This window comes from Phormidesmis priestleyi ULC007 (assembly GCF_001895925.1).
Lineage (GTDB): Bacteria > Cyanobacteriota > Cyanobacteriia > Leptolyngbyales > Leptolyngbyaceae > Phormidesmis_A > Phormidesmis_A priestleyi_A.
This window is the reverse complement of sequence record NZ_MPPI01000010.1, coordinates 101,394-125,104: the sequence shown is the minus strand read 5'-3', so window position 1 is coordinate 125,104 and position 23,711 is coordinate 101,394. Positions and strand designations below refer to the sequence as shown.

Below are 23,711 nucleotides of genomic sequence, written 5' to 3'. Positions count from 1 at the left end.
ATTCAGGGTGATTGGCGTTGAGGGCAGGCAGATGCGGGGAAAAAATCGCCAAAAGCGGGCAACAAACGGGTTTGTAGTCTTCAAAAATATAGGATTGATGCTGACAGGCAGTGCCCTGATGCTGGCAGGTGTTGCCGTCATAGGAGCAGGACGATCAGGCGATCGCTGGTTTAACCGCGTTCAGAGTTTTCTCAATCCGCCGCCGTCTCAGCCTAAAGTTGAAACCCGATCGGTCGTCATTCAACAAATTCGCAACGCCAGTGAACTCACGACCGCTGTCTTCACAATGGAGGCGGTGATCCCGACTCAACAAGATGCCACTGTCGGCGGATTTGTGGTCGGCACAACTCGGCTACTCTATATCGCCTATGGAGAGGTAAGAGCCGGGGTTGATTTAAGCGTTCTCACACCTGAAAGCGTTGAGATGGTGGGTGAAACGCTGCGGCTGCGCCTACCTCCACCCAAGATTCTCGATAGCAAAATTGATGTCAATCGCTCCAAAGTCTATGACTATAACCGAGGGCTGCTAGGACTTGGGCCCGACGTTGCCCCAAATCTTCAGTCTTTGGCGCAAAAAGAAGCCCTTAAAAAGGTCAAAGATGCTGCTTGCACAAACGGAATTTTGCTACAAGCCAACGATCGAGCAAAACTCACCGTCACTCAACTGATCAAAGTGCCCAATGTTAAAGAAGTTGTGATTGAGACTCAAGCCCCGGCATCTTCTGCCTGTCAAAATCCTTAGTGATAATAAAAGCGTTCAGAACCGGGATCACTCTCTAGGCAGGTGATCCCCATTTTGCTTTAAGGTTAAACTGAGCGCAAATAAAAAGTTGATCTCCATCAATACTGACCATAATCGAGAGAGACAAATAGCGCTCACAGCGATACCAAATCGATTACTTAAGTAGCTTTAGACACCTTTTGTTTTCACTCTGTAGACTTATGAGTCTCTCATTGATTTTTAGTTTTTTCGTCAAATTTTGATAAGGTAGAGGGCTTTAAAATGCAGACAGTTCAATGTGTTCGATGTCCCAACTGTGGCAGTCATGCTGAACGGCACTATCTAGAAAGTAATCGGCTCACCCGAACTCAGTGCCCTACCTGCGATTACTTAATGATCACTTGCTCGGAGACTGGTAACGTCATCGAAGCTTATGCACCCGGAATCTATGCCCGACGCTAGTCACTCATTTAATATCCATTAATTTTTTAGGGATGTCGATCGGGCATCCCTAAATTTTTGTCTCAGCGTTGGCTAATCAGCAAATTCAAGCTTCAAGCGATCGCCTGAGATGCCCGTAACTGCCCACAAGCCGCATCTGCCTCCAACCCGCGCGGACGACGGACACTCACCGCGATGTGCCGCTCCTTCAACGTGTTCACAAACGCTTGAATGCGACGCGGATCTGGCTTTTGATAATCGACCTCACTAATCGGATTGTAAGGGATCAAATTCACATGACTTTGAAACCCGCGCAGGTGTTCAGAAAGCTCGATCGCGTGTTCGACACAATCATTTAATTCTGCTAGCAAAACATATTCAAATGACACTCGCCGCCCCGTCAGCTTGACATATTCGCGACATTCACTGAGCAGCGTTTCTAAAGGATATTGACGAGCACTCGGAATTAACTGTGTCCGTAGCGCTTGATTGGAGGCGTGTAAGCTAACCGCCAGTGTTGCTTGAAGCTGCTCTTCAGCCAAACGACGAATCTTCCCCGGAATCCCAACCGTGGAGATTGTGATCAACCGTTGCCCAATGCCCACATCTTCATTGAGCGATCGCACGGCTCCCAACACATTATCGGTGTTCAAGAGCGGTTCGCCCATGCCCATAAACACGATATTGCTGACGCGCTGCTGAAACACCTCTTGCACCGTTAGCACTTGATCAACAATTTCGTGCCGTTCTAAGTTGCGCTTAAAGCCACCTTTGCCAGTCGCACAAAAATCACACGCCATCGGGCAGCCCACCTGAGAAGACACGCAGACCGTTAACCGCTTCTCAGTCGGAATGCCAACCGTTTCGACAATTTGACCATCTGAGAGCTTCAGCAAGAACTTGATCGTGCCGTCTAACGCAGGTGCCTGAAAGTGAATCTGCGATCGCCCGATCGGATAATCAGCGAGATTTTCACGCCAAGACTTAGGAAACACTGAAACATCACTCAGCGATCGTGCCCCTTTCTGATAGATCCACTGGTGCAGTTGTTTTCCTCGATAAGCGGGCTGCTGCTGCTGCTTGACCCACTCGGTTAACTCAGTCAGAGACGCTCCGACAAGGGGTTGATGCTCGACACGATGGGCGGGTTCTAACTGCTGAATCACGGCAAAGGGTGGGGTAAATATCTTGAGTTGCTCTCTCAGACTCCTATCGTAATTCGCAATCGTTACTTGCTGCAAACTTAACTGATCGGGTTGCCGATTTAGAGTGCCCAGCTTTAATTCTTTTGAGAAAGAGCGACGGTTTTGTAGTTGTCTACTGTCTAATGATAGAAGTCGTTCACGGTCTGTGGTTCAGCTTGTTAAGAGCCTGACGGAACCGCTCTAATCGGACTATACTAAGAACAAAGGTACTGAAATTTGCAGCCAGTGGTAAATTATGCGTCTTCTCAGGCAGTTTTCTGAAGCGGTTAGTCTTTGGGGGCATGAGAATTTTGAGGATGAGAATACTCCTGACTTCTCAGACGAAGCTGGATTTGAGCTACTCAACCAGACTAACGAATCCGCTCGATCGCCCAATAATCTTGCAATTCCCGCGATCGCAAACTCTGTTCAAGAATGTGTAGTGCTAGAGCCTTTATCGTTTGAAGAGATTCCTCAAGCCGTGGATGCATTGCTGGCTCAAAAGGTTTTAATTCTCAAATGCGCCAAGATGCGATCGCCCAGCGAAGCTCAACGCGCTGTCGATTTTTTAGCAGGAGCGGTCTATGCGATCAACGGTCATCAGAGCCGCATCTGGAAAGACGTTTTTATGTTTGCGCCGCCTTCTGTGCGGCTAACCCGACTGCACGCAATGGTTCCTATTCAGCCGTTTGCTCTCTATTCAGGATGATGCGATCGAGCAAAATAAATGCTGCTTTCCTGTCAATTAATGGGTTTGTGAACTTTAGCGTATGGAATCGATCAATAGTCAACCCCAATTAAAAGATTTTGCCGTCTTTCCAAAGCACGTAGGCGTTTGGCAAGGTGATTGGATCAGAATCGATCACAACGCCCAAGAAACAACGCGATTTACGGGCTTATTAACGCAGCAGATTATCGACAATCAATGGATTCAAACCAACGAACACGAATTTCCTGATGGTAAGAAAGTCACTCAGAATTTTGTGGGTCGAGTGACTGGAACGGGCAGAGTCACGATCGAAAGCTCCGACCCGCCTTTTTCTAACTACTCAATGATCGCGCAAGAAGTCGCCGATCATCTGCTGGTCTTTGACATTTGCGACAAAGCAACGGGCAAAATTTTGGCGACTGAAACGATTAACTTAGTCCAACCCAATCAGCGCATCCGCACGACTCAATCGTTCTCGATCGAGGGAGTGTTTCAAGGAGTGATGCTGATTGTTGAACATCGAGTTGGCTAATCATTCACAATCTAGTTCACTAACAAAAAACGTAAGAACTCTCCACAGAAAGCTCCTACGTTTTTATGAGGACAACTCTATATCGGATTAATGTCCCGTCGTGATTTGCTTGCGCTCTGCTTCTAACAAATCAAGCAACGATTGATCGCCCCGCTCTTGAGCGGACTGCAAGCGACGTTGCAGATTGCTTAACAGGTTTGCCTGATGCAATTGACTCACTTCTCGCTGAGACACTCTTGCAGAAATGGCCTTCGATCGAGGTGCATTTGCCGATTGCGTCAAGGCGGTCAGATTGCCTTGAGCATCACGATCGACGTGATAAGTTGACCCACGATAGATCAAATCATAGGCTCTGGGTAGAGATGATTGAGTTTGGGGAACAGTCGGATCGACGTGATAGGTCTCTCCGCGATACATCAATGTGTAGGGTGCTTGAAGCCGCGGCGCAGACTTGACAGGTCGTCCAGCATTGTCGGGTCTAAATTGGGTTGGGTCGTAGTCGTAGGTATTGCCACGATAAATCAGTTTCATGGGTCGCTTCTCCAAAAATTTGTTTTGTTGGGTGAAGAGAAGCGCGTTCCTTCAGGAATATCCCTTACTTCCGTCTCCTCTGATTTGCGAGAGGGGATGAACGTTTTTCCTTCTGTATCCAATCATACAGTTTTTCAAGAAAAAAGGGTAATCATCCGATCGGGTGAAACTACGACTCATTGGGGGAATACCCGACTCTAGACTTTCATGTCATAACCAAAGAGATTTGGATCGACTTCGCCAAGCTCTAAATCTGCCAGCCCATATTGCGCCCAGCGGCGATCGACCATTGCCGCTACATCAGGGTCAGACACCAACGGCGCAGCCCACGGGCGATCGGTTTCTGGATACAGTTTCGTTGTCGCATCAATGCCCATCTTGCTGCCCAAACCAGGCTTTTCGGTCGCAAAATCCAGTGAGTCGAACGGGTTATCTGGCAGGATGAAGACATCTCTAGCGGGGTCAACTTTTGAAGTGATTGCCCAAACTACCGCTCTTGGATCACGAATGTTGATGTCTTTATCAACCACAATCACAAATTTTGTGTAGCTAAACTGCGGCAGTGCGCTCCAAAATGCTAACGCGGCTCGTCGGGCGTGACCGGGATAAACTTTGTCGATCGAGATCACGGCTGCCTTATAACTTAATGCCTCCATTGGCAAAAAGAAATCAACAATTTCGGGCACCTGCTGTCTGAGAATGGGCGTGTAGACGCGATTGAGTGCGAGTGCCATCATCGCATCTTCTTTGGGCGGACGACCGCTAAACGTCGTCAGATAAATCGGATCTTTACGATGAGTCATGCAGTGAAATCGAAACAGCGGCGCTTTCTCGTTCACACCGCCGTAATAGCCCATGTGATCGCCTGCCGGGCCATCTACTCCGACTTCTCCTGGTGTGACAGTGCCTTCTAACACGATTTCGGAGGTGGCAGGCACTTCTAAATCAACGGTTTTGCACTTGGCTAGATGAATGCCCGACCCGCTATAGAGTCCGGCAAATAGCCACTCAGAGAGATCGACCGGAACGGGAGTCGCGGCTGCCAAAATCACGAGCGGATCGACTCCGATCGCGATCGCCACTTCTAGATCCTGTCCCATCGCCGCCGCTTTTCTCAAATGTCGAGTCGGCCCACGCACCGAGAGCCATTGCACTGTCATCGTGTTTTTAGACTGCAACTGCAAGCGATATACGCCCACATTTGGGATTTTGGTTTCGGGATCTTTGGTGATCATCAATCCCAGGGTCATCACCTTACCCGCATCGCCAGGATAGACACGCAGCATCGGCAGCGTCGTCAGGTCTACGTCATCGCCTTTAACCACCACTTGCTGACAGGGCGGAAAGAGATCTCGATCGGGTTTTGCCCGCAAGACATCAAACAAAACTTTGCCCAGGTCGATCGCTTGAGAGACTTTTTTGGGCGGTCTGGGTTGATAGAGCAACGCCAACTTTTTGCCTAGCGTCTCCAATTCTTGCGGAGACTCCATATTCATTGCCCAGCAAACTCGCTCGACGGTTCCTAAGAGGTTGATCGCGACGGGGTAGGGAGAGCCTTTGACATTCTCAAACAGCAAGCCAGGGCCGCCACGCTGCAACATCCGATTGGCGATCTCAGCGATCTCTAGATCTGAGTCAACAGGGGCGCTAACTCGGCGCAATTGCCCCCGTTGCTCAAGCTGTTTGATGAATCCTCTTAGATCTCGCGCCATGATGAAGCAATGTAAAGTTCTATTCTCATTATGGACGCGTCAAACTTCGGTCAGCCTATGGAGTCGGTGGAAATTTCACGTTTTGCACGACATCGCCCGTTGCTCCTAAAGATTTGGCTGCCCCGTTGTTATAAGACACCAAAACGCCGCCTGCGTTGCCTAAGCTAATCACGACTTGCTTTTGTCCGCCCCAGGTTTTTTGAGTGCCCTTTGGCAAGGTGCCATCAAACGCAACTTTGCCATCTACCACCACTTCGACCCAGCTTTCCTCGGTTGCATCCAGCTTGACCGCAACGGGGCCGGTTGCCACAGGCGAAGCGCCAGGACTTGGTGCCGATGACGAGCTAGGCGACGTTACAGCTACTTTTGACGGCCCTTTTTGCGGGGCTGTGCTGTTAGCGCTCACAGGCTTGGGAGTTGGTGGTGTAGCGGGTTTAGAATGATTAATCAGGCTAGCGATAATCAGCCCTAGCGCGCCCAACCCGATCGCGCCTCCCAGAACATAGAGCCAGGGAGGAGGCTCAAACGAGGGGGGTAAAGTTTCGGTAGATTCGAGTTCTGGCGGCTCTGCCTCATAGATCGGCACGGGCGACTCGATCGCAAATTCTTTTGACAAGGCAGTTCCATCTAAGCCCAGCGTGTCAGCATAGCGACGAATAAACCCCTGAATAAAAACTGGTTCTGGTAATAGATCGAGTCGTCCTGCTTCGATCGCGCTTAACAGACGCAGCGGGATATAGGTTTTTGTTGCAACTGTTTCTAGAGCCACCGATCGCGCCTCGCGTTCATGACTCAGCTTTGACCCGATGGTTTTGAGTTGCTCTGCCTGTGTTGATGAATCCGAGTACTCCACTGCTCCCCCCCGTGGCTTTTTGTCACGATATCAGATATCTGCTCTCGATAGAACGATAGAGCAATTACTACTATGACAGTCAAGGGTAGATTCTAAGTATCAACAGACAACTTTGTCCGCTATAAATTTCAGTATGTTGGAGAAGTTAGTCACACCTCACTGATTCGACAGGCTTCTAGATCTCAATCCGAAGGCTATTTTTGCACCACTCTAATCGGATTGCCGTATCACTCAATCACTGTTCGATCGCCGATTGTTGAGGTGATGCGGTTGATTGAGGTGACTCGATCGGGGCTAGATTATCTGGCTTAAAGGCAATCTTGACGTTATCAATTTCGATGATGTGACGAATCATTTCCGCGTGTCGAGCCGCTTCATCTGCTCGCTGCATAAATTGAGCAGCAGAGAGAGATCGATTATTAGCACGTGCTTGGTTAGCCAATCGCCTCGCCAAACTCGCTCGTTCTTCAAGCGCACGGGCGGCTGTCCATAAAGCACTTTCAACCGCATCAGACTGCTCTACTGCCAAACTATCTACCGAATAGACGTGACCTACATGACAGCGATAGCGCATTAACCCATCGCTGTTTAGCTCCCACATGACACCCCCACACGATGGGCAGGTAAAAACCGACGGCTCTTTTTGTGGCTCTCCTCGCTCTGCCGCCGCTTTATCTTGCTGAATAATTTCTAGTTCGGGATCGCGTTGATCAGCGATAGATCCATTCCCGATCGAGGGTTGCGATCGGGCTAACACCCCTGCAATTTTACTCACTGGCAATACATAATCAACCGCGACATTGGCGATCGCGCTGGTCGGCATTCCATTAAATAAGGCTTCTTCTGGGTCTTGAACAATGGTAAGTCCGCCTTTTTGTTTGACCATTGCTAGACCTGCGGTGCCATCGTCTAACAGCCCCGTGAGAATCACCCCAATCACTTGCTGTTGATAAGTCATGGCCGCACTGCGAAAGAGCGGGTCGATCGCGGGTCGATGCCCATTTTCTTTAGGAGTGCGGCTCAAACAAACCCGCCCTGTCTCAACCATTAGGTGATAGTCAGGCGGTGCCACATAAATTTGTCCTGCTTGCAGCGCCTCGCCATCTTTGGGGTGTTTTGCCGGAAGTGACCCGGCTCGACTGAGAATATCGGGAAGCACACTCGTGCCATAGCTTGGAAAGTGCAGCACGATCAAAACAGCCGCCGCTAAATCAGGAGGCAGCAAGTGAACCAGTTGAGTCAACGCCTCGACCCCACCCGCTGAGGCTCCTATGACAATAATCTTAAAATTTTTGACATAAGTTGATTGAGCATCTGACATTAGAGTTTCCTTTTATTTCCCCATACTTACCAACCTGGCAGTAGTTGGAGCGCGGATTCACGATCGTTCCAGCTAGAGACTACTGCAATTGTGAGTGGTTTCTTGGCAATTAGGCACCTCCACAAAGGCGTAAAAACGCTTCGTTGCTTGAGCAATACGATCACTTTAAATTGACGTGAATTCGATGAAGCTTTTTGCCACGGTTGCAAATCCGGGCTGCCCCCTAAATCCCCCAATTTTGGGGATTTAGGGCTGAAGCGCTGAAGAACGGAGCGAAAGAACACATCGAACTGACGTTAAATTGGCGATCCATTTCGCCCCTGTTGTCTGTCTGCGGAATAATGGGATTCAAACCTCCTTTCTATCACCGACTATGGCAACCATTAACGACAACTATCTAAAACTCAAAGCAGGCTACTTGTTTCCCGAAATTGCGCGGCGAGTCAATGCTTTTGCTGACGAAAATCCTGCTGCGAAGATTATTCGTCTAGGCATTGGCGATGTGACCGAGCCGTTGCCCGAAGCTTGTCGCGCTGCCATGATCAAAGCTGTCGAAGATATGGGCGATCGTTCGCTTTTTAAAGGCTACGGCCCTGAGCAAGGCTATGAGTGGTTGCGCGAAAAAATTGCCGCTCACGATTTTCAGGCTCGCGGCTGCGACATTGATGCGTCTGAAATTTTTGTGTCCGATGGGTCTAAGTGCGATTCGGGCAACATTCTCGATATTTTTGGCGACAGTAATACGATCGCTGTCACCGATCCCGTCTATCCCGTCTATGTCGATACTAATGTGATGGCAGGTCACACGGGCGAAGCGAACGAGAAGGGTGAATATGAAGGGTTTGTCTATCTGCCAATCACCGCAGAAAATAACTTCACCGCCCAGATTCCTTCGCAAAAGGTGGATTTAATTTATCTCTGCTTTCCCAATAATCCCACGGGAGCCACTGCGACGAAAGAGCATCTCAAAGCGTGGGTTGATTATGCCAACGCTCACGGCTCCATTATTTTCTTTGATGCTGCCTACGAAGCGTTTATTAGTGACCCTGAGCTGCCTCACTCGATCTATGAGATTGAAGGGGCAAGAAATTGTGCGATCGAGTTCCGATCGTTTTCCAAAAATGCGGGCTTTACGGGCACTCGATGCGCCTTGACGGTGGTGCCCAAAACTTTGACCGCAAAAGCTGCCGATGGCTCTGATGTCGAACTCTGGAAGCTGTGGAACCGTCGCCAATCAACCAAATTTAATGGCGTGTCCTATATTGTGCAGCGCGGAGCCGAAGCCGTCTACTCTGAAGTAGGGCAAGCGCAAATCAAGGCATTGGTCAACTTTTATATGGAGAACGCCGCCATCATTCGTGACCAATTGACGATCGCCGGAATTGCAGTCTACGGAGGAATCAACGCGCCCTATGTTTGGCTAAAAACGCCCAACGAGCTATCAAGCTGGGATTTCTTTGATAAGCTGCTGCACACCGCTCATGTCGTTGGCACCCCTGGCTCTGGGTTTGGTGCCGCCGGGGAAGGTTATTTTCGCATCTCGGCGTTTAACAGCCGCGACAACGTTAACGACGCCATGAAGCGCATTACCGAAAAATTCAAGGCGTAGGGTCAACCCAACAATTGGGCAAAGCATTCAGCGTCCGTTCTCTCTCGAATGCTTTGCCTTCTCATAGGGCACAACAGCTTAGTTGACCACGGTTATCATCCAGTTTTGGGATAATCCTAAAATAGGTTTATCGTACCTGGTATATCCGTAGTGCTGAATTCAAAGCACGATGAAATTTACCTCCAGCTATGAGTACGATATATTCCGACGTTGTCTGATTGCGGCTCGAAAAGAAGCACAACTCACTCAGGAGTCTCTCGCTAAATCTCTTCAAAAACCTCAATCTTTCGTTGCTAAATATGAGAATGGTGAGCGACGTTTAGATGTCGTCGAGTTTCTCGTAGTTACTCGAATCATTGGCATAGACCCTTGCACCCTTATTAGGAAGGTTGAACAACAAATAGCTGAGGCATCTTGTGAGGAAAAACCGTGAACACATCAGATGTCATCAGATTAGCCTCTCAATATTTAGACGATTTAGCAGGACACACATTTGATGTTTTAGACGTATCTAAACCCGTGACTGTAAATGCAGCAGTCAATTTAGCTAAAGTAATCTCGAAGCTTTCGCCGTTACTAGGAAACTTAATCGAATTTAACACTGTTGAGTTCTTAAATAAGCAGAATGATTTTGCTGAATTTGGAACGTGGGAGAGGCAAGATCCGGGATTCCCAGACACTATTTTCGTGGGAAATATTCAACCAACACCAGGGTTAGAAATTAAAGCATGGTTTCCGTTGGCGACAGAGATAACTGCGCGATTCAAAGATAGCCAGAATCACTTTCAGTTTGATCAAACTCACGTTGTGATGTTGGCATGGCTACCTGAGAAAATTATTTATGGGAAGCCTCGCATTTTAGATGTGTGCGTCGTATCCGGCTTGTCAGTAGCTCTGGCTAGAGATACTCATTACCACAATCCGCCCGGCTATCTTGTTTTAGAACCAGAAGATACAACCCAAAGAACAGCAAATCTACAGCAAACAAACACGAGTGGCTACAAGTTTCAAGGTTCTGTGAATGAGCTTTTAGAGGCGCAAAAAATGGTTGATTCTTGGGGTGCTGAAGCCAAAATCTACAAGCCAACTAGAGAATATCAGCACCTTCTACGGGAGTTATTAATATGCTACAGATATAGACTAGACACTAACTTTGCGAAGTTGGATAGAATCGTGCATCCTGGCATTGAGGAATTCAAGAAACGTGTTTACAATGTTGAAGTTTCTGGGATGACAGTTGGACAATGGAACAAACTTCTGTCAAGCCGCCGAGAAGACAGAATCACACAATCTCTAGAGAAGCATTTAGACGTTAGAGAAGAGAGTATTGATGAACTTCTTGATTAAATCGCTGGACTCCATAGTAGAAATAGTCTGGATCAATCTCGCAAGAGTAAGCTTTCCGGTTGAGTTTCCGGGCTGCCAAAGATGCACTAAACAGTCCTCCAAAGGGTTCCCAGACTGCATCATATTTATCACTTGATGACTCGATAATCATGCTCATTAAATCGAGGGGCTTTTGGTTAAGATGTAATGCTTTTCCAGAGGTTGTTTTAACTCTTTCACCACCTCGCAAGGCTTGGCGTTCCCATACGTTAGTAAAACCATGAGGGCATTTAAACTTCGATCGCATTTTACTCCATTCTTGCCCTGTCAAAGATTGATTGCCATCTATAGAAAAATAAGGTTTTCCTTCAGGGCTACCATGCTCATTTGCATAAATTACTAGTCTTTCAAACATTTCTGGGGGTGGAAAGTACCACAAATGTCCTTGATCAAAATATTTTCTGGTGGCGGCATCCATTACACCACAAGCATCGTTTGCTCGTCGTAACGGCAATCTAGACCGTTTCCATTCTTTCAGTAACCAAGTTTTTAAGGGAAGTTCGTCAAACCTAACTTCTCTTACATATTGAACACAGACTTCTGTAACAACTGGGAATCTGCGAATTTTTTCTGTGTTAACATTTCCTGCGATGTGACCTTTGCCTTTATTCCAGACATTGGAATTAACATATCGCCAACCACACTTTTCTAAAATTGGATGTACTGTAGCCCAGCCAATTTCTGAGTTCCAAAACCAGAGTGTTGTACACGGCATCGCCGCTTTCGACCACTCCTCAATATGAGGTTGATACCAATTGGGTAAATTAATGTGATCGGATGTGTCTCCTTCAAAACCTAGAACACCGTAAGCGCCATCTGAAACGATTACAGTAGGCTGTTCCCAGTTTTTATAATGTTCAAGGCTATTACCTAGAGATAAAGCAACGTATTCATCGCTCCAGTCAGAAAAGTTAAGTTTGGTGTTTAGATTAACGACTTTTCCGCGACCAACTGTACTGGCAGCATTACATTTCAAAGTTTCTGTAGAACTAACTTCTGGATTAGATCGGCTCATTGATCCTTGCGGCTCTTCAAACTATGACTTATGCAAATTTATCCTATTTTAGGATATTTGTATACCAAGAAACCCAGAATTGATAGCAACCGCATTTCACCCTCAATCTAGCAGCACAACGAACCCTTAATTAGAGCCGATATTGACGATAAACGTCACTCGCTGCCCGATGCAAAAGCGAATGCCGATAGACCAAAGCATCCAGGTCATCGGCATAGCCGCCGCCAATCACACAAGCGATCGGATAGCCTAACGAAACACAGGTTGTTAAAACTTGCATCTCGCGACGAAATAATCCAGTATCAGTGAGAGAGAGTTTGCCTAGACGATCGCACATATGCGGGTCAACACCTGCGTCATAAAACACCAGATCCGGCTTGATTTGAGTGAGCAAATCTGGCAGGTAGGTGGCTAGGGTTTGCAGATATTCATCGTCTTCCATGCCTTGAGCCAGCGGCACATCGAGATCGCTCTGCTGCTTGCTGCCTGGAAAGTTGCTCTCACAATGCATTGAAAACGTGAACACATTAGCATCTTCACGAAAAATAAACGCAGTGCCGTCGCCCTGATGGACATCTAAATCCACGATCAAGATTTTCTCGACTCGCTTTGTGGTTTGCAGGTGACGGGCCGCGATCGCCAAATCATTAAAAATACAAAACCCCGATCCATAGCTAGGAAACGCATGATGAGTGCCGCCTGCTGTGTTGCATGCCAACCCTTGCTGAAGTGCTAACTCGGCAGTGAGCATCGTGCCGCCAACCGCGATACAAGTGCGGTTCACCAAAGCCCGACTCCAGGGCAACCCAATGCGCCGTTGAGCTTTTGGATCAAGCGTGCCGTCACAATATGCCTGCACATACTCGGCCACATGGACTAACTCGATCTGCTCTTGAGGAGGACGCACCGGAGAATAAAACTGGGATGCCGCCGCCACGCCGTCTGCTAATAGCATCTCGTAAAGTTTCTTAAATTTTGCTATTGGGAAACGATGATCCCTGGGCAATGGCGCAACGTAGTCAGGGTGATAGATCAGCGGTAAATCCATTCAATCGTTAACTTCAAAATGTCTTTAGTTTTGTAACTAAATGGTGTCAAATATTGCCGTTTGTAAGAATTGTTCAGAAGTAGATCTCTCATCCTTTAGACTGATCTGCACATGTAAATTCTGATAAAACACTCATGGCGCATCCGGTTTGGCACGAGCATTTACAACTCCTTTCTTACTTTGCGAGCGTGTTAGGTCTTTATATTCTAGTTAATAGTAAACAAGACGAGAGCGATGATCCCGATAACACAAACCATGTGCTGTTTTCGATGACGTTTGCTTATTGGATTGTGCACTGCATGGCGATCGCTGCCCAAAAATCGATCTCACCTGATTGGGAGATTGCCGCATTGAGCCTGAAGTTTACGGCGGTCTTTTCCTTTTTGTTGACTTTTTCTTGTGCGCTCAGTTTACCGCTTCACCGAATTTCAGTTCGGGCTAAACAAACGGAGTAATTCTAAGCAGGGCGATCGCTATTTTTTGATCACCTGAGCGATCGCCGCTTCTAACAAATCTTGTGCCAGCGTCGTCAAGATAAACACCTCTTGCACGGTTTTGCCTTGACGAGCAATCAGCTTATAGCCGCCCCGAATCGGCACCGAGACTTTCAACTTAAAATGGGGAGAATGCGATCGCACAGAAGCGATTACACCAGGCGTAATGGTGCTGATTTCGTCGTGTTTGACCAACTTCTCTAGTCGGGAAATTAAGCCAGGAATGTGAGTGGAGTGATTAAGCACTACCCTGCCGCTAGAATTTCCCATACTTGTAGTTTAGCCTTAGCCTTCCTCCTTAATTTTATCGTTCAAGCAGTCTCTAAGGGGGCTAACGTCAGTCCCTCCATGCCAAGCTGCATATGATAAAGCTCTGCTTGCTCTAATTGACCGACCCACACCGTTGCCTGCCCGTCAAAATGCACTTGGTTTGTGAGTTTCCAAGCCCGATCGCCCGTCATATTAGGAATATATTTGATCAAGCATTCTGACACATGCTCAAAGGTGTTGAAATCATCATTTAACACGATCACTTTATAGTTGGGGCTGGTCTTCCGCACCGTTTGACTCGTCTTTTCGGGTGCAGCCACTGACCCAACCACTCCGGCCTTAACCGCTTCTAAAAGGGTTTTAGTCATAAAACAGTTTCCAAAAGCTTGACAAATCTCTGCACTAAATTTTAGGTCAATTTCCACTCAGCAAACAGCGGAGATTAACGAATGCTAACAGACGAAAAGAAACCTGGATCACGCTGAAGATCCAGGTTTTTACAGAGGTTTCAGAAACCCTTCTATTGGCAAAACACCAAGTTGCTGCCCGCAGTGTTTTGAAAGCCGTTAGAAACCCAACCCGCCGCTGGTCTAGCGATTTGCACCCAAATGCGACCATCTGAGGCAGTCCTTGCCGTTGCAGGGTTTGTCGTCACAAAAACCTGGCTGTTAAAGTCTGCGCCACCGACGATCGCCGAGGTAGTGTTTGGCCCTTGCCGAATAATTAAACCTTGAGGCTGGACTACGCGGCGGCACAGTCCTTTGTCATTAGGAGGCGGACCCGAACAGGCTCTGAGGTTGACCGCTTGAACAAAGCCTTTGCTGGGTGTACTCACCAAGATGAATCCATCAGTTACCGCGTTTTCTGCCAGCGTGACTCTTTGAGCCGTAGCTAGGAGCGAAACTGTGGAACTCGTGGACGATCGTTGACTAAAAATCGGGGTAGACACTTTTGCTTCGCGGCACTGCCCGTTGAGTGGCGGGGCGGCGGCTGGGGTTTGAGCAAACGCTGGGGTTGTTGCTCCGGTCATGGCAATCAGGGCAAGTCCGGCGATCGCAGGGTTGAATCGTTTCATTTGAATATTGATCATTGATTAAGCTCCTCACTCCCATCAAAAAAGGGTTTTCGCGTTTTGTTTCTGCATGAAATTATGCCACGCAAACACCCGAATCCCAAAGATGTAGCATTTCAAATTTTGTGTAGAGTCGATTAAGTTTGAAGAAACGGGTGATTTGGGTAGCGTGTTGGATTGGGTCGCTCGATCGAGGCTTAAACTGCAAGCTGTCAGTCTAACCACCCAATTTTGATGTTTATGCTGAAAGGGGTGCGATCAACTTGCGTTTTCGGGGAGTTAGACAGCGAAGATATCAGCCTAATCTTCTGAATCACTAGATGAACCACACAGGAAAAGTCAGGCTAATTAAATGGTAGCCAGAGGAAGAAGATGCCACTTAGCAACTAAGCGCTTGACAAATTCGTTGCTCGGGATTTCTCCAAGTTTACGACCCACGGACTTCGCTCAATTGCGCCAAAATTTGATCAGTGTCAGTGCTGCCTCGTGAATTGTATACTAAACCCCATCTTTGGTAGCCCAATCACAGACGAGCCAAAACCGCTCCTATTCACTGTCATTCGCCGAGCAGAACATGCCCTTCGCGAGTATGAACTAGCGCATGAGCAGTTGGAAGAATTTATCACAGGGGAAAGAAGCGTCTCCACCTACTTCCTAGCTATGTCGTACCTTGAAACTGCTTTGTCATGTAGCTACCAATCGTTTGATTTTTTCAGAAAGGCAACGGCTACGGAACTCTTTAAGAAAGGAGATGGAAGTATTTTTGAGCGCTTAAATCGTATATATTCCGTGATTAAGCACCTCGAAACGTCCTCGCTTCAACCTGGTCAGTTACATTTGCTCTGGTTCACCAACGATGGTTTGTCTACTAGCGTCGCGTCCTTAAACTTCACTGAGATTATGGAGATTATCGAAGATACGTGTCAACTTGCACAAAAACTCAGCATGCTGCGGTATGCCTTGGAAGAAGAGGCTGACAAATCGAATGCAGCGGACGGTTAAAAGCTGCTGTTGAGGTAGCAGGAGTTACTGCCACCGCTGATTTGAGCCGTTAGGCTGAAAAACCTTGGTAATGTGCATTCACTAAGCTCTCAATCAGCAATTAACCTTCGCGAATTAGTTATTTCTCGAGTCCATGACTTTTGCCAATCACCCAATGGCGACGAAAGAAGCGTGCCAGTGATGTTTCTTCTAAAGATAGGTGAATCGGTCGCCCGTGAGGACAGGTGCGCGGATTGCGAGTTTGCTGCCACTGATCCAATAGGGTTTGCATCTCAGTCAGGCTCAAAGGCGTTCCGTTGCGAATGGCGCTGCGGCAAGCGGTGGCAACCTGGGCAGATTGCAAATCACCTCCCAGGCTCAGTTCTATCAAAGCTTCGGCGCAATCGTCTCGATCGACCAGCATTGCAGGCACAGTCCGAATGGCCCAAAGTTGTTCACCAAAAGGTTCTACGTCTAGCCCTAAGCGTTCTAGCTGTTCAAGTTGAGCCGTTGATAAGTGATTGAGAATGATTGCAGGCTCTAATGGCGCTAACTGCCAGCGATCGCACACTTGCTCATAAAGCACTCGCTCATGGGCGATATGTTGCTCAACTAACCACATTCCTGCCGGGTGTTCTGCCAAGATATAGCGATTGTGAACTTGGGCGATCGCCCGCACTAAAGACAAAGAAGCGGGTGTACTTGCTTCGGGCTGAACTGGCTGAATTTCTCGATTGACGGTGTAGCCGCCTTCTGACTCAGCCGTTTTAAGCAGATTGCCGACTCGCTCTGAGTAGAGGTTTTCAGACAGCGACTCAGGCTTGAGGCGTAAGGTTTGCTCAATGGCTTGGGTAACGTGCAATTGCCAGTGACTCAGGTGATGCAAATAAATCTCAGCTTTTGCGGGGTGACGGTTCCAGTCAATGTGCGCGGGCGGCACCTGAAGATGCACGACGCAGACCGGATGGCGTTCTCTCGGCAGAGTCTTCCGAAACGCTCCCAAAATGGTTTGTTCTAACTCTGGGATGTCTACAAATCGACCATTGATCGCCACTCGCACCCAGTCTGGGCGGTGTCGATGACAGCGATCGGGCAGTCCCAAAAGCACATAAACCGACGATGAGGAATCCGTTTCTTCAGGAGTAGGGACTTCTAACGTAGTTTCTTGCAAATCTCCGATCTGCACCCCTCTTAGAATCTGGGGCAAGATTTTTCGAGCAGTTTCGCCAGCCCAAACGTTAAACCATTCTCGATCGTTTTGCTGCACTTGCCAGGTCACGTGAGGATGACTGAGCGCAATCTGCTGAATCATGGACTGAACGGATCGAATCTGCTGCGCGATCGCGGGCAAACCCTGGCGACGGGCTGACCAATTGCCAAACAGGTGATCAACCGTGACGATCGTACCGGGTGCGATCGCCGCTGTCTCGACCTGAATTGACTCTCCTTCAGCGTTATAAAGCAGTCGCCAGCCTTGAGTTGCGGTAGCGGAGCGGCTGAGAATCTCTAATTGCGATAGCTGTGACAGACTGTGGAGCGCCTCGCCCCGAAAACCGAGACTGCGAATATTCCAAAGATCTTGGCGATCGTGAATTTTGCTCGTGGTGTGGGGTAAGGCGGCTTGCTTCAGCGTGTCTAAATCCATGCCTGCGCCGTTGTCGGCCACGCGCACTCGCCACTGGTCAGCCCAGAGAGAAACAGTAATGCGAGTTGCCCCAGCGTCGATCGAATTTTCCACCAATTCTCGCACCACGGCTGCCAGAGAGTCGATCACTTCTCCAGCCGCAATTAGATGCACGACTTCGGTGGGCAATGGCTGAATGTTAAACCCCATTTCTCTAGTGTATCGAAGGGATTAAAGCAATTGAGCTTTTTGAATCGCGATCGCGCTTTAACAAAACGCTAAAATTCATGTCGATTGTTCTAATCAACAGAAAATTTGCTACAAAAGTAGACGAGAGTTAATACTGAGAAAGTTTTTCTAGCAAGGACAAAGTTAGCAAGCTCTAGGCAAATCTACTGAAACGGACTTCGCACGGTTAGCCCGGACTTCAGTGCAGGGCAGGTGAATGCGATGAACGACGACTTTTCAAACATCCTCATAAGACCAAACTCTGATCGTCGATAAACCACTTTTCAGAGATTCGTGATCTATCTTAAACCCCGGAGCTATCTATAGTGTCTATCTCAATCAACTCCCGACTACAGGAAAATTTTCAACAATACGATGGCATCTTTTTTCCTAAAGATTATGAGCTTTTGAGCGCTGCTGAACAAAAGCAGTTGTGGGACAAAATTGGGTCGATCTATTATCAAACTCAGAAAGCCGAAGAACTCAGTCAGGATGTTTTAAAGACGATCGACTATCAGCAAATCACCGGAAAAATTGGCGGTCTCTGGAATCGATTTCCTCACGATCGTCATTTTGAAACGATTCTTGAAATCGGCTGTGGTTATGGCAGAACGTCAATCAATCTTTCAAAAGAAAAGAATCTTTCCTGCGCTCAATATTATGGAATTGATATTTCAGAGCCTCTGCTCCGCCGACTGCTTTATTTCAAACAGGCTTATAATTTTTATCCATCTGCAACGTTCAATTTAATTTGCAACTCAGCAGAGACTTTGCCGTTAGCAGATAATTCGGCAGACTTGATTATTTCTAATGCAGTATTGATGCATATTGAGCAAGAAAAAGTTGAAGCATTACTGTTAGAGGTTGCTCGTGTTCTTAAGCCGGGTGGAGCATTTGTGTTTAATAATTCTTTCCACAATCGCAATTGCCCCGGTCATATTTTGCGAAATCTCTCTAGAAAAGTCTTTCCTTTTAGGGCAAACTCGATCTACTTAAATCAGCAGACTTTAGAAGAAGTAGAGTCTCTGCTCGAAAATGCAGGCATTGCAAAGAAGTGCTCAAAGCTTGTTGTTGAGCCAAATTCGCATTACGTGCTTTTGCCCGAAGAACTGGGTGGGTTTAAAGTGCCGCTGGCGAATGGAATTAATCGCAGTCTGAAACCATCAACGGCTCAAAAAGCCGCGCTTGCCTATAGCTTTAATGCTTATAGTGCAGGAGTTTTAGATGCTTAGAGGCTAGAGACATTCGTTCAGGATGCCTCTATAGAGTCGGCTGCTTTGAATCAATTGGGATCTCAATCCAAAATTCTGTGCCGTGTCCGGGCTGAGAGTTGCACTTAAACACGCCGCCATGTTTCTCGACGACGATTTCGTGGCTGATCGAGAGTCCCATGCCCGTGCCCCTGCCGATCGGCTTGGTAGTGAAGAACGTTTCAAACATTTTATCTTGCACGTCTTTAGGAATTCCGGGCCCGTTATCGCTAATGCAAATCACGACCCGATCGTTTCCTAGCCGCTCAGTCCGAATCGAGATCGTGGGTGTTTGAGTATTCAGGTGTTCTTCTAATGCATCGATCGCATTACTGATCACATTCATAAACACTTGATTGAGTTGCCCCGCATAGCACTCTACGATCGGGAGATCGCCATAGTTTTTGACTAACTCAATGCCAAACAGGTCTGACTTTGATTTGAGGCGATGTTGCAAAATCAATAAGGTGCTGTCGAGTCCTTCATGAAGGTTGCTCGGCTTCATCTCCGATTGATCGAGGCGAGAGAAATTTCTCAGCGACAGCACGATTTGACGAATCCGATCGGCTCCTACTTTCATCGAAGCGAGGGTTTTCGGCAAGTCTTGGGTGAGAAAGTCAATATCAATCTCTTCTGCCTGTTCAACTACTTTAGCGATCGGGTTGGGGTAACAAGCTTGATAGGTTTTCACCAAGGTGAGCAGGTCGTAGGCATATTCACTCACATGGTTGAGGTTGCCATAGATAAAGTTGACCGGATTGTTGATTTCGTGAGCAACACCCGCGACTAGCTCACCCAAACTCGACATCTTCTCGGTTTGAATTAACTGGCTCTGAGTCTTACGCAAATCGTAAAACGCCTGAGAGAGTTGCTCGGTTGCCTGTTGCAGTTGGGCTGTGCGCTCAATCACTTGGGCTTCTAGACTGGCATTGAGAATGTGTAACTGCTGATGCATTTCGTGTTGCTGAATGGCAGTTGCAAACTGTTTGCCCAATGCGTGAGCTAACTCAATGTCTTCAGACAGCCACCTGTGAGCCTGTTGAGGCATTGCTTCATTACGAAAAATGCTCAGATATCCCAGCAGGTGGTGGCGATACCAGAGCGGCATCATTAAAATGCCTCGCACCGACGTAGCGCTAAAGGCAGATTGCACGTCTTGAAAATCGGACTCTTGATAAAAATCGTCGATCGCCCAAATTTGAGCCTCTCCCGATTTAAGGTGCTTTTGCCAAACGCTGCATTGCTCAATCAAATGATAAGGAGGCTGGTCTGAAAAGTGAGGCTGAATGCCACAGGTGTAAAGCCGAATATAGTTACTCGGTACATTAGAGTTTTTCAGAACGGACGGGTTCTGCAAGTCTACGGGTTCGGCTTGAATCCACAGTCTGCCGCCTGATCCTTGCAGCGTGGCAACGGTTTCTTCTAAAGCACCTTGAAGCTCGATCGTAGACAGAGAATGCAGCAAACTAGAAATGCGATGAATGGCCGCTTCTCGATTTGCCAGTTCACGAACTTGATGCTTGAGAACAGATTGCCTGATCGCGATCGACACCTGATCGACAACGGACTGCACCGTTTGCAGCTCATGCTCTGAAATTTGATGCGGCTCACAGTGGTGACAGACCCACAAGCCCCAAAGCTGATCTTGATTTAGGATCGGTAAAACTAGTGACGACTGCACGCCCATCTCGCACAACTGACTGAGATGATCGGGTTCTGCGGGGCAATATTGAATCGGCTCAAACCCAGTCTCGTCATTCAGTAAGCGGCTTTGCCCACTTTGCCCAGAGGCGACATTGACGATCGACCTGACCTGCGACTCCACCATCAATTCTCGCGCTTCGGTCGAAATTTCTTCGTCTGGAAAGTTTGCGCCTAGCAAAGACGGTAAGAGATCGTCCCGAATCGATTCGGCGATTACCTGACCACTGTTGTCCGCATGAAATTGATAAACCGCCACACGATCGCTGCTCAAAAATTCACCGACTTCGATCACTGTTGCTTTAAGAATGTCTTCTAGCTCTAGCGATCGACGGATGCGATGGGTCAGGCGGCGTAATAATTTCTCTGGTTCGGGACTAGTCGCATTCTCTTGGGTCGTCTCAAGGCTCATTGCAGGTTTTTCTGAATCGCTACTAGAAAGTATGCTCAGAGTCACCTCTAAAATTCACATTTGCGGCGACGGGGTTTTGAGCCGAATCCAATCGCCCTCAACTTCAGCGATCGCGCCTCCGGGAAATGGATCAGTGCGCGATCGATTGGGCGCATTGATCAGAGCTGTCATCTTCTCGATCTGCTCAAAGTTGGGACTAACCGTCAGCGCTTGTTGAAGAAATTGACGAATGACGCGACGTTGCAATGCGAGGTGAATCGATCGGAGCTTCGATCTATTTAATGCCAGACGATCGACACTCGTTGCGCTTTCTCTCAGTTCAGATGCGATTTTTTCGAGATACTCAACTTCTGCGGTTAGAAGCTCGGCGGTTTGTGCCAGGTTCTGCTCGGCTTGCGGATTGAAGTGAGTTTGCAAGTAGGGAAGCAGTTCTTGACGAATCCGATTGCGGGCGTAGGTTAAATCTTGGTTAGTCGTGTCTTCCCAAATCTGAAGATCCGACGCTTGACAAAACTGGGCAGTTTCAGCGCGAGTGATCTCTAAAAGAGGACGAACCAGATTGAGCGTTGGGAGGAGCGATCGCTTCCAGACAAGTGCTTGAAGTCCGTCGGCTCCGCTGCCTCGAATCAGATTGTAGAGCAGCGTTTCAGCCCGATCGCTCGCCGTATGACCCGTGACGATCGTTTTGTAGTCATCTAATTCGGCAATCTTTTGGAAACAGTCATAGCGCCACTGTCGCGCATCAGCTTCGCTTGCAGGAATTTGATTGGCAATTTCTAGATAAAACGAGACTTGCCAAGCGTTAGCCAGTTTTGCTACAAACTCTGCATTTTGCTGAGAGTCAGACCGCCAACGATGATCACAGTGGACGATCGCGATCTGCCAGTTCCACTTCGGCTGCAAGTCCAGCAACAGTTTGACCAAACAGAGAGAATCTTGCCCTCCAGACACCGCCACTAACAGACGCTCACCCTTCTCTAATAAGTTTCGTTCTTTGAGAGTGCGGTGAAGTCGATCGTGGAGCGGTGTCCAATTGCGACTCATGGGCGGCTTAATATTTGCCTTCGTCTAAATCTTCGTAGAGATTGTCAACGGGCTTGGTACGAAGTCTTCCGGGTGCTGACGATCGCTCTGGCAATCTGCCAATTTCCTTGTCAGGAATAAACTCTAAGCGAATTCTGACTTTGCCACGCTGCCAGCCGCCCGTGCCAAAGCGCAGTGCTTCACACGCCAGCCCATCACTAAACCAGTCTTCACTTTCTTCTGACCAGTTATCTTCTTGCTCATGGATCGTTTCAGCCAGAGCATCGAGAAACTCACTGACTTTAAAGGTCGGGTTTGACATCAGCACTCGACCGCGATCGGCAAACAGCACTTCGTCATCTCTTAAAGGGGTATAACCGTTATCCATGTTGGGTTCTATCGTGAAAGTCTGAGATTAAATTAGAGGAACCAGCCGTAGCTGTGCAGTCCTTTACCCAGGAGGTTAACGCCAAGATAACAGACCCAAACCACTACAAACCCGACCGCCGCGAGAATTGCTGGACGGCGGCCCTGCCAACCTTTGGTAATTCGAGAATGCAGGTAAGCGGCAAACACGAGCCAGGTAATCATCGCCCACGTTTCTTTAGGGTCCCAACTCCAGTAAGAACCCCAAGCTTCATTGGCCCAAACTGCACCCGCGATAATGCCGATCGTCAGCAGCGGAAACCCTAAACCGATGACTCGATAGCTAATGTTATCTAACGTGTCAGCCAAGCTCAGACGTTGAGGAGATAGCGTTGCCTCGATCGTAACAGGCTCAAGCACTGCTGTGCCACCACTCTGCATAGCAACGTTCGTCAACTGATCGCCTGATCCACTCGCCCGATTGAGACGATAAGCTTTATCGCGATAAGCACCCGTGCCGACAGAGCTACCTTTAAGTTCGACGTTTTGACCGCGAGTCACGACTAGAAACGCGATCGCTAACAAAGCGCCCACCATCAACGTGGCATAACTCAACATCATGACGCTGACGTGCATCATTAACCAATTAGACTTGAGCGCTGGAACCAGCGGCGCAGACGCTTGCATTCCATCCGGCAAGGTTAGCGCTGCAAACGCCGTAATCGCCATCGCAACGGGAGCAGTGGCAACGCCCACTAGTCGGCTACCGCTCATCGTTTCAGCTAGGAGGTGAATCGTCGTGATGCCCCAAACTAGAAAAAATAGCGACTCGTAGAGATTGCTGAGAGGAAAGTAACCCGCCTCTAACCAACGCGCTCCTAAAAGCGTGGCAATGCAAAGATTGGCGATCGTCATGCCTGCCGTGCCTAACGCAGGCAAGTAGGGAATCTGAGGAAATGCTGCGCCTGTCCAATAAATCAGCATCGTGGCAAATAGGACGGCAAACGAAAAATTATCTAATACGCCTTGAAGCGCGACCAAATCCATGCAGGGTTTCTCCTCTCGTCTGAGCTACGTCTCTAGTCGTGGCAGTGTAATATCTGCTATTAGATCCATTGTAGAGGGAGATGAGTGACGAATTGACGGGGTAACTTCCAGCAGCCACAAAACCCTTTCTCATCAGCGAAACGGCTTAACCTCTTTAGGTTTTCTTTTGATTTAGGTTCGC

General features: G+C 48.1%; 25 protein-coding genes and 1 riboswitch. Of the genes, 10 read left to right on the top strand and 15 right to left on the bottom strand.

The genetic code is table 11. The features are described from left to right. Positions 1-31: 31 nt before the first annotated feature. Together BRW63_RS11150 and BRW63_RS11145 are read left to right on the top strand one after the other, a co-directional pair. Entirely contained in the window at positions 32-742 is a 711-nt protein-coding gene (locus tag BRW63_RS11150; protein ID WP_073071121.1) for a DUF4230 domain-containing protein, read from the top strand. Between the two features lie 261 nt (positions 743-1,003). After that, complete coding sequence (locus tag BRW63_RS11145; protein ID WP_073071119.1) at positions 1,004-1,183, top strand: replication restart DNA helicase PriA; 180 nt, start codon at positions 1,004-1,006, stop codon at positions 1,181-1,183. Positions 1,184-1,275: 92 nt separating this feature from the next. Here the strand turns inward: BRW63_RS11145 and rlmN are convergent, their stop codons facing one another. After that, a complete protein-coding gene (rlmN, locus tag BRW63_RS11140) occupies positions 1,276-2,403 on the bottom strand; it encodes a 23S rRNA (adenine(2503)-C(2))-methyltransferase RlmN (protein WP_317615812.1) in 1,128 nt (375 codons plus the stop codon). Positions 2,404-2,602: 199 nt separating this feature from the next. Between rlmN and BRW63_RS11135 the strand changes: the two genes are divergently transcribed. Together BRW63_RS11135 and BRW63_RS11130 are read left to right on the top strand one after the other, a co-directional pair. Next, entirely contained in the window at positions 2,603-3,055 is a 453-nt protein-coding gene (locus BRW63_RS11135) for a cell division protein SepF (protein WP_073071117.1), read from the top strand. Positions 3,056-3,116: 61 nt separating this feature from the next. Continuing rightward, entirely contained in the window at positions 3,117-3,587 is a 471-nt protein-coding gene (locus BRW63_RS11130) for a DUF3598 family protein (protein WP_219898463.1), read from the top strand. Positions 3,588-3,674: 87 nt separating this feature from the next. Here BRW63_RS11130 and BRW63_RS11125 read toward each other — a convergent pair whose 3' ends face one another. The 4 genes from BRW63_RS11125 to BRW63_RS11110 form a co-directional block, all read right to left on the bottom strand. Further along, positions 3,675-4,118, bottom strand: a complete 444-nt coding sequence (locus BRW63_RS11125) for a DUF4278 domain-containing protein (RefSeq protein WP_073071116.1) — start codon at positions 4,116-4,118, stop codon at positions 3,675-3,677. A 40-nt stretch (positions 4,119-4,158) separates the two neighbouring features. Beyond that, a riboswitch (Glutamine riboswitch) is annotated at positions 4,159-4,223 on the bottom strand. A gap of 92 nt (positions 4,224-4,315) precedes the next feature. Beyond that, positions 4,316-5,830 (bottom strand): UbiD family decarboxylase, encoded by a 1,515-nt coding sequence (locus BRW63_RS11120; RefSeq protein ID WP_073071114.1) that lies wholly within the window; start codon positions 5,828-5,830, stop codon positions 4,316-4,318. Between the two features lie 55 nt (positions 5,831-5,885). Then, complete coding sequence (locus BRW63_RS11115) at positions 5,886-6,683, bottom strand: helix-turn-helix domain-containing protein (RefSeq protein WP_073071112.1); 798 nt, start codon at positions 6,681-6,683, stop codon at positions 5,886-5,888. 235 nt (positions 6,684-6,918) lie between these two features. Further along, the gene (locus BRW63_RS11110; protein ID WP_073071111.1) at positions 6,919-8,004 is read right to left on the bottom strand and encodes a chemotaxis protein CheB; all 1,086 of its coding nucleotides are present in this window, start codon (positions 8,002-8,004) and stop codon (positions 6,919-6,921) included. A gap of 373 nt (positions 8,005-8,377) precedes the next feature. On the opposite strand from BRW63_RS11110, the gene BRW63_RS11105 reads away from it, so the two are divergent. From BRW63_RS11105 to BRW63_RS11095, 3 genes are all read left to right on the top strand, one after another. Beyond that, on the top strand, positions 8,378-9,613 hold the full coding sequence (locus tag BRW63_RS11105; protein ID WP_073071109.1) for an LL-diaminopimelate aminotransferase: 1,236 nt from the start codon (positions 8,378-8,380) through the stop codon (positions 9,611-9,613). A gap of 169 nt (positions 9,614-9,782) precedes the next feature. After that, positions 9,783-10,046, top strand: coding sequence for a helix-turn-helix domain-containing protein (locus BRW63_RS29930; protein ID WP_073071108.1), 264 nt, complete (start codon positions 9,783-9,785; stop codon positions 10,044-10,046). Next, entirely contained in the window at positions 10,043-10,960 is a 918-nt protein-coding gene (locus tag BRW63_RS11095; RefSeq protein ID WP_073071106.1) for a hypothetical protein, read from the top strand. The genes BRW63_RS29930 and BRW63_RS11095 overlap by 4 nt, the downstream gene beginning before the upstream one ends. Here the strand turns inward: BRW63_RS11095 and BRW63_RS11090 are convergent. Next, the gene (locus BRW63_RS11090) at positions 10,926-12,014 is read right to left on the bottom strand and encodes a DNA methyltransferase (protein ID WP_073071104.1); all 1,089 of its coding nucleotides are present in this window, start codon (positions 12,012-12,014) and stop codon (positions 10,926-10,928) included. The two genes, BRW63_RS11095 and BRW63_RS11090, sit on opposite strands and share 35 nt — an antisense overlap. A 130-nt stretch (positions 12,015-12,144) precedes the next feature. Beyond that, complete coding sequence (locus BRW63_RS11085; protein ID WP_073071103.1) at positions 12,145-13,062, bottom strand: histone deacetylase family protein; 918 nt, start codon at positions 13,060-13,062, stop codon at positions 12,145-12,147. 134 nt (positions 13,063-13,196) lie between these two features. Here BRW63_RS11085 and BRW63_RS11080 point away from each other — a divergent pair, with 134 nt between their 5' ends. Further along, positions 13,197-13,517 (top strand): hypothetical protein, encoded by a 321-nt coding sequence (locus BRW63_RS11080; protein ID WP_073071101.1) that lies wholly within the window; start codon positions 13,197-13,199, stop codon positions 13,515-13,517. An 18-nt stretch (positions 13,518-13,535) separates the two neighbouring features. On the opposite strand, the gene BRW63_RS11075 is transcribed toward BRW63_RS11080, so the two are convergent. The 3 genes from BRW63_RS11075 to BRW63_RS11065 form a co-directional block, all read right to left on the bottom strand. Next, positions 13,536-13,826 (bottom strand): DUF2103 domain-containing protein, encoded by a 291-nt coding sequence (locus BRW63_RS11075; RefSeq protein WP_073071099.1) that lies wholly within the window; start codon positions 13,824-13,826, stop codon positions 13,536-13,538. 41 nt (positions 13,827-13,867) lie between these two features. Continuing rightward, the gene (gene clpS / locus BRW63_RS11070) at positions 13,868-14,194 is read right to left on the bottom strand and encodes an ATP-dependent Clp protease adapter ClpS (RefSeq protein ID WP_073071229.1); all 327 of its coding nucleotides are present in this window, start codon (positions 14,192-14,194) and stop codon (positions 13,868-13,870) included. Positions 14,195-14,346: 152 nt separating this feature from the next. Next, the gene (locus BRW63_RS11065; RefSeq protein ID WP_083582856.1) at positions 14,347-14,916 is read right to left on the bottom strand and encodes an SH3 domain-containing protein; all 570 of its coding nucleotides are present in this window, start codon (positions 14,914-14,916) and stop codon (positions 14,347-14,349) included. A gap of 642 nt (positions 14,917-15,558) precedes the next feature. On the opposite strand from BRW63_RS11065, the gene BRW63_RS28870 reads away from it, so the two are divergent. After that, positions 15,559-15,900, top strand: coding sequence for a hypothetical protein (locus BRW63_RS28870; protein WP_181314376.1), 342 nt, complete (start codon positions 15,559-15,561; stop codon positions 15,898-15,900). A 118-nt stretch (positions 15,901-16,018) separates the two neighbouring features. Here BRW63_RS28870 and mutL read toward each other — a convergent pair whose 3' ends face one another. Continuing rightward, positions 16,019-17,713: a DNA mismatch repair endonuclease MutL gene (mutL, locus tag BRW63_RS11055; protein ID WP_073071096.1), complete on the bottom strand. Its 1,695-nt coding sequence runs from the start codon at positions 17,711-17,713 to the stop codon at positions 16,019-16,021. 344 nt (positions 17,714-18,057) lie between these two features. On the opposite strand from mutL, the gene BRW63_RS11050 reads away from it, so the two are divergent. Then, complete coding sequence (locus BRW63_RS11050; RefSeq protein ID WP_073071094.1) at positions 18,058-18,963, top strand: class I SAM-dependent methyltransferase; 906 nt, start codon at positions 18,058-18,060, stop codon at positions 18,961-18,963. Positions 18,964-18,991: 28 nt separating this feature from the next. On the opposite strand, the gene BRW63_RS11045 is transcribed toward BRW63_RS11050, so the two are convergent. Genes BRW63_RS11045 through ccsB form a run of 4 tightly spaced genes read right to left on the bottom strand, consistent with a single transcriptional unit; the run spans position 18,992 to position 23,530 of the window. Then, a complete protein-coding gene (locus tag BRW63_RS11045) occupies positions 18,992-21,094 on the bottom strand; it encodes a GAF domain-containing sensor histidine kinase (protein ID WP_073071093.1) in 2,103 nt (700 codons plus the stop codon). 54 nt (positions 21,095-21,148) lie between these two features. Then, on the bottom strand, positions 21,149-22,138 hold the full coding sequence (gene tilS, locus BRW63_RS11040; RefSeq protein ID WP_073071091.1) for a tRNA lysidine(34) synthetase TilS: 990 nt from the start codon (positions 22,136-22,138) through the stop codon (positions 21,149-21,151). Positions 22,139-22,145: 7 nt separating this feature from the next. Further along, positions 22,146-22,505 carry a KGK domain-containing protein gene (locus tag BRW63_RS11035; RefSeq protein ID WP_073071090.1) on the bottom strand — a complete coding sequence of 120 codons (360 nt, stop codon included), beginning with the start codon at positions 22,503-22,505 and terminating at the stop codon, positions 22,146-22,148. A 32-nt stretch (positions 22,506-22,537) separates the two neighbouring features. Next, entirely contained in the window at positions 22,538-23,530 is a 993-nt protein-coding gene (ccsB, locus tag BRW63_RS11030; RefSeq protein WP_073071088.1) for a c-type cytochrome biogenesis protein CcsB, read from the bottom strand. Positions 23,531-23,711 lie beyond the last annotated feature (181 nt).